The 4,191-nt window shown below is 60.8% G+C and carries 4 protein-coding genes; all 4 read left to right on the forward strand.

Annotated features, from left to right (window positions below; translation table 11 throughout):
• A partial coding sequence (locus RTX98_RS17885; protein WP_312798152.1) for an aminotransferase class IV occupies positions 1–375 on the forward strand: 375 nt, incomplete at its 5' end.
• Positions 376–479: 104 nt separating this feature from the next.
• On the forward strand, positions 480–1,928 hold the full coding sequence (locus tag RTX98_RS17890; protein ID WP_312798153.1) for a homospermidine synthase: 1,449 nt from the start codon (positions 480–482) through the stop codon (positions 1,926–1,928).
• A gap of 95 nt (positions 1,929–2,023) precedes the next feature.
• Positions 2,024–2,416: a hypothetical protein gene (locus tag RTX98_RS17895; protein ID WP_312798154.1), complete on the forward strand. Its 393-nt coding sequence runs from the start codon at positions 2,024–2,026 to the stop codon at positions 2,414–2,416.
• Between the two features lie 168 nt (positions 2,417–2,584).
• Positions 2,585–4,191, forward strand: a 1,607-nt coding sequence (locus tag RTX98_RS17900) for a bifunctional metallophosphatase/5'-nucleotidase (protein WP_312798155.1), incomplete at its 3' end; no start/stop codon positions are given.

Here is a 4,191-nt window from a genome sequence, read left to right on the forward strand (position 1 = left end):
ATCTGGACCCTGCGTCTGGCCGCAACGAAGCTGCCGAGCCACGATCCCTTGCTCGCTCACAAAACCACCCGCCGCGCCCTTTACGAGACCGCACGCGCGGAGTTCGCTCAGCATGAAGCGCAGGAAGTCCTGCTCAGCAACGAACTCGGCGAACTATGCGAAGGCACGATCACCAACCTCTTTGTGGATCGCGGCGATGGCATCCTCGCGACGCCGCCTTTGACGTCGGGCCTGCTGCCCGGCGTGCTGCGCGGCGAACTGCTTGAAAGTGGCCGCGCCGTAGAACAGGTGCTTTTCCCCGCAGATCTGCAAGGAGGCCAGATCTATGTCGGCAACTCCCTGCGCGGCCTCATCGCAGCACGTTTGCTAAGTTGAGGGGCCTTAACCAAAAGACCCTTTTGGCTGTCCGGGGTTTATTGTGACTGACTTCTATGGTGTAGGGTGGGGTCTTCCTCAACAGACACAGGAGTGTGCACAAAATGGCAGAAGCGAATTGGCCCATCCACGGCGAAATCACTGGCCCGATCGTGATGATCGGCTTCGGATCCATCGGGAGAGGCACGCTTCCGCTCATTGAGCGACACTTCAAATACGACAAGTCCCGCTTGGTCGTGATCGATCCGAAGGACACGGATCGCGCTTTGCTGGACGAGCGCGGCATCCGCTACATCCAGGACTCCGTCACCGCCAAGAACTACAAGAAGCTCCTGAAGCCGCTCCTCACCGAAGGCGGCGGCCAGGGCTTCTGCGTCAACCTTTCGGTTGATACCGGTTCGGTCGATCTGATGCGCCTCTGCCGCAAGCTCGGCGCGCTTTACATCGACACGGTGGTCGAGCCCTGGCTCGGCTTCTATTTCGATGACACGGTCGGCAATGAAGAGCGCACCAACTATGCGCTGCGCGAAACGATGAAGTCCGAGCAGGCTGCCCATCCTGGCGGCACGACGGCCGTATCCTGCTGCGGCGCCAATCCCGGCATGGTCTCCTGGTACGTCAAGCAGGCGCTGGTCAATCTGGCGACCGATCTCGGCATGGATTTCGCTGTTCCTTCAGCCGACGACCGCGCCGGCTGGGCCAAGCTCATGAAAAAGGCTGGCGTGCAGGGCATTCATATCGCCGAACGCGACACGCAGCGCGCGAAAGATCCCAAGCCCTTTAACGTGTTCTGGAACACGTGGTCGGTGGAAGGCTTCGTGGCCGAAGGGTTGCAGCCGGCCGAACTCGGCTGGGGCACGCATGAAAAGTGGATGCCGAAGAACGCCGGCATCCTTGGTGACAAGGACCAGCCGCTCGGTATCTATCTCGACCAGCCCGGCGCCAACACGCGCGTGCGCACCTGGTGCCCGACGCCCGGCCCGCAATACGGCTTCCTCGTTACCCATAATGAAGCGATTTCGATCGCCGATTTCTTCACATCCACGAACAAGAAGGGCGAGATCACCTATCGTCCGACCTGTCACTACGCCTACCATCCCTGCAACGACGCGGTTCTGTCGCTGCACGAGATGTTCGGCGCTGCCGGCAAGGCGCAAGGCGAGTTCCACGTCTTAGATGAAAGCGAGCTGGTGGATGGCGTCGACGAGTTGGGCGTTTTGCTCTATGGCCACGACAAGAACGCCTACTGGTACGGCTCGCGCCTGTCGCTGGAAGAAGCGCGCAAGCTCGCGCCTTACCAGAATGCGACCGGCCTTCAGGTGAGTTCGGCCGTTCTGGCCGGCATGGTCTGGGCGCTGGAAAATCCGGAAGCCGGCATCGTCGATACGGACGAAATGGACTTCAAGCGCTGCCTTGAGGTTCAGAAGCCTTATCTCGGCCCCGTGGAAGGTCACTACACCGACTGGACCCCGCTTGATGGTCGTCCCGGCCTGTTCCCGGAAGATCTAGACACCAAGGATACCTGGCAGTTCCGGAACATTCTGGTTCGCTAATCATTCATCGCGGAGGCCGCGCGGAGTCGCGCGGCCATCCGAATCATGCGACAGGGGCGTCAACCCCGATCGTCTCTTATTCAGAGGATGAACTGATGCGCCTCGCACCTTCGCTCCGCCTGTTGTCCGCACTCACTTTGGCTGCCGCTGTTGCGGGCTGCGTTGGCGGCGGTGACGGCGGCTCGGGCGGTCGCATGGGTTCAGGCCCCATGCTCAAGCAGGTCAGCGTCGACGGCTCTTGGGTCGATGAAAGCGGCGTTGGCGTTTCCACCTTCTCCAACGGCGCCTTCTCGACCACCGCAGCCGACAATGGCAGCCGCCTGTCGGAAGGCAGCTACCGCTACAATGGCGCCAGCGTGGTGGCAATCACCGGCACCTCGCTGATCCGCCAGCAGCCGATTGCCTTCAACTGCAACATCGCATCCAGCAATCAGCTGAACTGCACCAGCGCCGAGGGCAACCGCTTCGTCCTGACCCGCCGCACCTGATCGGCCCAGTTTCCGAAGGGTTTTGAAAGCCGGCTCATCTTTGGGCCGGCTTTTCTGCGTTAGGGCTTGCCAGTCATCTAGCCCGATGGAAACATGGCCCTTCGCGGACGCTGTAGCACGATCGACAAAAAGACCGGCTACAACCAGGGACCCAGCGGAGACACGCCGATGAAGAAACTCACACTTCTTGCCGCTCTTTCGACCTCGATCCTTGGCCTATCGGCCGGCGCATCTTGGGCCGATTACACGCTGAACATCCTGCATATCAACGACTGGCACAGCCGGATCGAAGGCAACAACAAATACGAGTCCACCTGCTCGCAGGAAGAAAAGGACAAGGGCGAGTGCATCGGCGGCGCCGCTCGCCTCGTCACCGCAATTCGCCAGCAGCGCGAAGCCCTCAGTGGGCAGAACGTCCTCGTGCTGGATGCCGGCGACAACTACCAGGGCTCGCTGTTCTTCCAGACCTATCACGGCGATGTCGAAACCGAGTTCTCGAACCTCATCAAGTTCGACGCCATGACCGTCGGCAACCACGAATTCGATGACGGCGAAGACGGCCTCATGCGCCTCCTCGACAAGGCGCAATGCCCCGTACTCGGCGCCAACGTCAAGCCGAACGCACAGTCCAAGGTCGGCGACAAGTTGAAGCCCAGCACGGTCGTCGAGATCGGCGGCCAGAAGATCGGCATCATCGGCATCGTCACCACCGACACACCGGATGTCGCGACGCCCGGCCCCAACCTCGCTTTCGAGGATGATGTCGAAGCCGTGAAGCGTGAGGTCAAGGCGCTGACCGATCAGGGCGTCAACAAGATCGTGGCGCTCACTCATGTCGGCTATGTCCGTGACCGCGACACGATCGCCAAGATTCCCGGCGTCGACGTGGTGGTCGGCGGCCACTCGCACACCTTCCTGTCGAACACGGATGACAAGGCCGAAGGTCCTTACCCCACCATGGTCGATGGTGCCGACGGTCATAATGTGCCGCTCGTCACGGCTGCCTCCTATTCCAAATATCTCGGTAAATTGACCGTGGTGTTTGACGATAATGGCGTTCCAAAACAGGCAAATGGCGACCCCATCTACCTGGATAAATCCATCCCCGAAGACGAAGCCGTGCTGAAACGCGTCGCCGAACTCGGCGGTCCGATCGAGGAGCTGAAAAACAAGCAGGTCGGCGAGTTCACCGCAGCCGTCGATGGAAGCCGCGAAACCTGCCGCGCTCAGGAATGCGCCATGGGCAACCTGATCGCCGACGCGATCCTGGATCGTACGAAAGATCAAGGCGTTACCATCGCCATCCAGAACGGCGGCGGCATTCGCGCTTCCATCGACAATGGTCCGGTCACCATGGGCGAAGTGCTGACCGTCCTGCCCTTCCAGAACACGATCGCAACCTTCCAGCTGTCCGGCAAAGACCTCAAAGACTCGCTGGAAGCCGGACTGTCCGAGATCGAGGAAGGCAAGGGCAAGTTCCCGCAAGTGGCCGGGATCAAATATACATTCGACAAATCCGTTGCCCCGAACGGAGGCCGCCTGAAGTCCATCGAGGTCAAGGATGGCACCGGTTGGACCGCGCTCGATCCCGCAAAAACCTACACGGTCGCCACCAACAATTTCGTCCGAACCGGTGGCGACGGCTACAAGCTCTTCGCCGACAAAGCCCAAAACGCCTACGATTACGGCCCGAGCCTCGAACAGGTCCTGGCCGACTACATCACCGCCCACACCCCCTACACCCCCGCCCTCGACGGCCGCATCACCCTGGCGCA

Source organism: Tianweitania sp. (assembly GCF_032053605.1).
Taxonomy (GTDB): domain Bacteria; phylum Pseudomonadota; class Alphaproteobacteria; order Rhizobiales; family Rhizobiaceae; genus Tianweitania.